Source organism: Ruegeria sp. H9 (assembly GCF_056532915.1).
In genome coordinates this window covers 1-4,027 of sequence record NZ_JBQFNX010000012.1, presented here as the reverse complement: position 1 = coordinate 4,027, position 4,027 = coordinate 1, and the positions used below count along the sequence as shown (strand labels likewise).

The window sequence follows — 4,027 nt, the reverse complement described above, 5'->3', positions numbered from 1 at the left end:
GATCGGATTCCCTCCGCATGAGGGGTCGATGATTGCGCCCTGGACCAGTTCGGGGATGGCGGCTTTGGTGACGCCCAGGTCAGAGAGTTTGCGGGGGATGGCGAGGCTGTCGTTGAACTCTTGCACGAAGCTGCGGAAGCCGTCGAAGCCGCCGTCGATGCCCAGATAGGCGGCGGCTTGCTGGAAGCGGTCGGCGATGACTGGCGCGTTGAACTCGAGCACGGCGGGCATGCAGACCGCGTTGGTGGTGCCGTGGTGGGTGTTGAACACCGCGCCGACGGGGTGGCTCATGGCGTGGATGGCGCCCAGGCCTTTCTGGAAGGCGGTGGCCCCCATCGCCGCCGCGCTCATCATCTGGGCGCGGGCTTCGATGTCGGTGCCGTCCGCATAGGCACGTGGCAGGTAGTCCTTGACCAGCCGCATTCCTTCCAGCGCGATGCCCTGAGACATCGGGTGGTAATGCGGGCTGCTGAACGCCTCGACACAATGCGCGAACGCATCCAGGCCGGTGCCTGCGGTGATGAACCTGGGCATGCCCACCGTCAGCTCGGGGTCGCAGATCACCACGGTCGGCAGCACCTTGGGATGGAAGATGATCTTCTTGGCGTGGGTTTCAGAATTGGTGATGACGCTGGCGCGTCCCACTTCGGACCCGGTCCCGGCAGTTGTGGGGACGGCGATGATCGGCGCGATGGCATCGGCATCCGCTCGGGTCCACCAATCGCCGATATCCTCAAAGTCCCAGACCGGGCGCGTCTGACCACACATGAAGGCGACCATCTTGCCCAGATCCAGCCCCGAGCCGCCGCCAAAAGCGATCACCCCGTCATGGCCGCCCGCGTTATAGGCCGCAACACCGGCCTCGAGGTTCTGTTCATTGGGGTTCGGGTCCACATCCGCGAACAGACCCCGGCCCAGACCGGCGGTCTCCATGATATCCAGCGTCGCGGTGGTGATCGGCAGGTCGGCCAGCCCCTTGTCGGTGACCAGCAGCGGCTTCTTCATGCCGGCCGCAGCACAGGCTTCGGGCAATTCATTGATCCGCCCGGCCCCGAATTTGATTGCGGTTGGATAAGACCAGTTTCCAACAAGTGACATGTTTGCTTTCCTTCGTGTCAAAAGGCCTGCCCCGGCGAGGGGGTCATTCCGAGGCAGGCCGGCGTCCTTAGCCCGTGACCTTTTTCAGGTGATAGGATTTGGGACGTGTCAGGTTGTGATAGCCAATGACCGACAGACCGCCGCCGCGCCCGGTATTCTTGCAGCCGGTCCAGCACAGGCCGGGATCCAGATAATCGGCCCGGTTCATGAAGACGGTGCCCGTCTCAATCTGGTCACCCACCCGCGCTGCACGGTCCAGATCGCGGGTCCAGAGGCTCGCTGTCAGGCCAAACGCGCTGTCATTCATCAGCCGGGTGGCCTCGTCATCCGAGGACACTTTCATGATGCCCACTACCGGACCAAAGCTTTCATCCCGCATCACCCGCATGTCATGGGTGACATTGGTCAGGATCTGCGGCGTCAGATATGCGCCGCCATCATCCTCGGGGAAAATGTCGATATGGGCCACCGCACCAGCCTCGACCGCCTCGGCAATCTGCGCCCGCACCTCATCGGCAAAGCGCACATTGGCCATCGGGCCAATGGTGGTCTCAGCGTCCAGCGGATTGCCCAGCTTATAGCCCTTCACGATCTCCACCGCCCTGGCGACGAAGTCGTCATACAGGCTTTCATGCACATAAATCCGCTCGATCCCGCAGCAGCACTGGCCCGCGTTGAACATTGCCCCGTCGATCAGCGTCTCAACCGCCGCCTCCAGATCGGCATCGTCCATCACATAACCCGGATCCTTGCCGCCCAGCTCAGTCCCGACGCCGGTAAAGGTGCCCGCCGCCGCGCGCTCCATCGCCTGGCCGCCGCCGACCGAGCCGGTGAAGTTCACGAAGTCGAACGCATTGCCCGCGATCAGATCGTTGGTCACGTCATGGCTCAGAAAGACATTCTGGAACACGTCTTCCGGCACACCCGCTGCATGGAAGGCCTGCGCCATACGCTCGCCCACCAGCAGGGTCTGCGTGGCGTGTTTCAGGATCACCGTATTACCCGCGATCAGCGCCGGGGCCACCGTGTTGATCGCCGTCATGTAGGGGTAGTTCCACGGCGCCACCACAAACACCACCCTATGCGGGATGCGCCTGATATAGCGCTTGAACGTCTCATCTTCGCCCACGGCAATATCGGCCAGCGCCTCTTCGGCAATCGTGGCCATGTGGCTTGCGCGCTCGTTGAAGCCGCCAAACTCACCGCCATAGCGCACCGGGCGACCCATCATATGCGCCAACTCGGGCACGATTTCCTCATTCATCGCGCCGACAGCAGCCACACCCGCCATCACGAGATCAATGCGCTCCCGCAAGGGCCGCGCCGCCCAAGCCGCCTGTGCGGCCCGCGCCCGGCCCGCAACCTCAAACGCCGCCTCCCGCGACAACACCTCGCGCTCGGCAAAAACCGACCCATCAATCGGCGAGACACATTGCAACATCTGCCCCATAGTCACTCCATCTCTAAAGAGAGCAGGATCCCTGCTTCATCTGGCCATAAATATCTCGGGGGCCGCCATTGGTGCGCCATTGGTTCGAGCGCCAATGGCGGCGGGGCTGGCCCCTCGCTTTCACCCTCTCAAGCCCGCTCAAACCCGCGGGCAATTTCCCAATCGGTCACCACGCGCTCAAACTCTTCGATCTCAACCTCGGCCGCGCGCGCATAGTGATCGACAACGTCATCTCCCATCGCAGCCCGCAACATCGCCGAGCCATGCAGCGCATCCCGCGCCGCGCGCAGATCGCCCGGGATCATCCCCGTCTCTCCCTGATAGACGTCGCCCGTGGTCGGCGGCTGCAACTCCAGCCCTTCTTCGATCCCAGCGATCCCCGCCGCCAGCATCCCAGCCATCGCCAGATAGGGGTTCATATCCGAGCCCGGGATACGGCATTCCACCCGCACCGCCTTGGTGCCGTCACCGCACAGGCGGAACCCGGCGGTGCGGTTGTCCACCGACCAGATGATCCGCGTCGGCGCAAAGGTCCCCTTCATGAACCGCTTGTAGCTGTTGATGTAGGGCGCCATGAAACAGGTGTAATCGGCGGCGTATTTCAGCAGACCCGCCATGTAGCTTTTCATCACATCCGACATGCCGAGCGGGTCTTTTTCGTCGAAAAAGATCGGCCGCCCCTCGGACCAGAGCGACTGATGCACGTGGCTGGAACTGCCCACTTTCTCATGATGCCATTTCGGCAGGAAGGTCGCGGCATGCCCATGCTGCCAGGCAATCTCTTTCACCGCGTTCTTGGCGATCGAGTGATACTCGGCCGTCTCCATCGCAGGCGCATATTTGATGTTCAGCTCTTCCTGCCCGGTCTCGGCCTCACCTTTCGTGTTCTCGACCGGTATCCCCGCATCCCACAGATGGTTGCGGATCGGGCGCATCACATGCTCTTCCTTGGTGGTCTGAAGGATGTGATAGTCTTCGTTGTACCCCGAGATCGGCTCAAGGTCGCGAAAACCTTCCTTGCGGATCTGATCAAAGCTTTTCTCGAACAGGAAAAACTCCAGCTCGGTGGCGCACATCGCGTCATAGCCCATCGCCTTCAGCCGGTTCACCTGACGTTTCAGGATCGAGCGCGGCGCGTGTGGCACTTCTTCATGCGTGTGATGATCCAGCACATCGCACATCACCATCGCCGTACCTTCCAGCCACGGCACCGGACGCAGCGTGCTCAGATCCGGCTTCATCACATAATCGCCATAGCCCCGCTCCCAACTGGTCGACGCATACCCGTCCGGCGTCCCCATCTCGAGATCCGTCGCCAGCAGATAGTTGCAGCAATGCGTCTCTTCCCACGCTCCCGCAACAAAATGACCCGCATGAAACCGCTTCCCCATCAAACGGCCCTGCATGTCAACCAGACAAACCAATACCGTATCAATCTCGCCAGACGAAACCTCAGCCTTCAAATGCTCAAATGTCAGC

At 61.9% G+C, this 4,027-nt stretch carries 3 protein-coding genes; all 3 read right to left on the bottom strand.

Annotated features, from left to right (window positions below):
- On the bottom strand, positions 1-1,098 hold a 1,098-nt coding region (locus tag ACR0CZ_RS20465), incomplete at its 3' end, for an iron-containing alcohol dehydrogenase (protein WP_170399868.1).
- Positions 1,099-1,165: 67 nt separating this feature from the next.
- A complete protein-coding gene (locus tag ACR0CZ_RS20460; RefSeq protein ID WP_170399863.1) occupies positions 1,166-2,548 on the bottom strand; it encodes an aldehyde dehydrogenase family protein in 1,383 nt (460 codons plus the stop codon).
- Positions 2,549-2,676: 128 nt separating this feature from the next.
- The gene (locus ACR0CZ_RS20455; RefSeq protein WP_480504143.1) at positions 2,677-4,026 is read right to left on the bottom strand and encodes a glutamine synthetase family protein; all 1,350 of its coding nucleotides are present in this window, start codon (positions 4,024-4,026) and stop codon (positions 2,677-2,679) included.
- Position 4,027: the final 1 nt, after the last annotated feature.

Bases quoted from the DNA above. Each gene is read 5' to 3' on its own strand.
- ACR0CZ_RS20460 (WP_170399863.1), bottom strand. From the start codon at position 2,548: ATGGGGCAGATGTTGCAATGTGTCTCGCCGATTGATGGGTCGGTTTTT.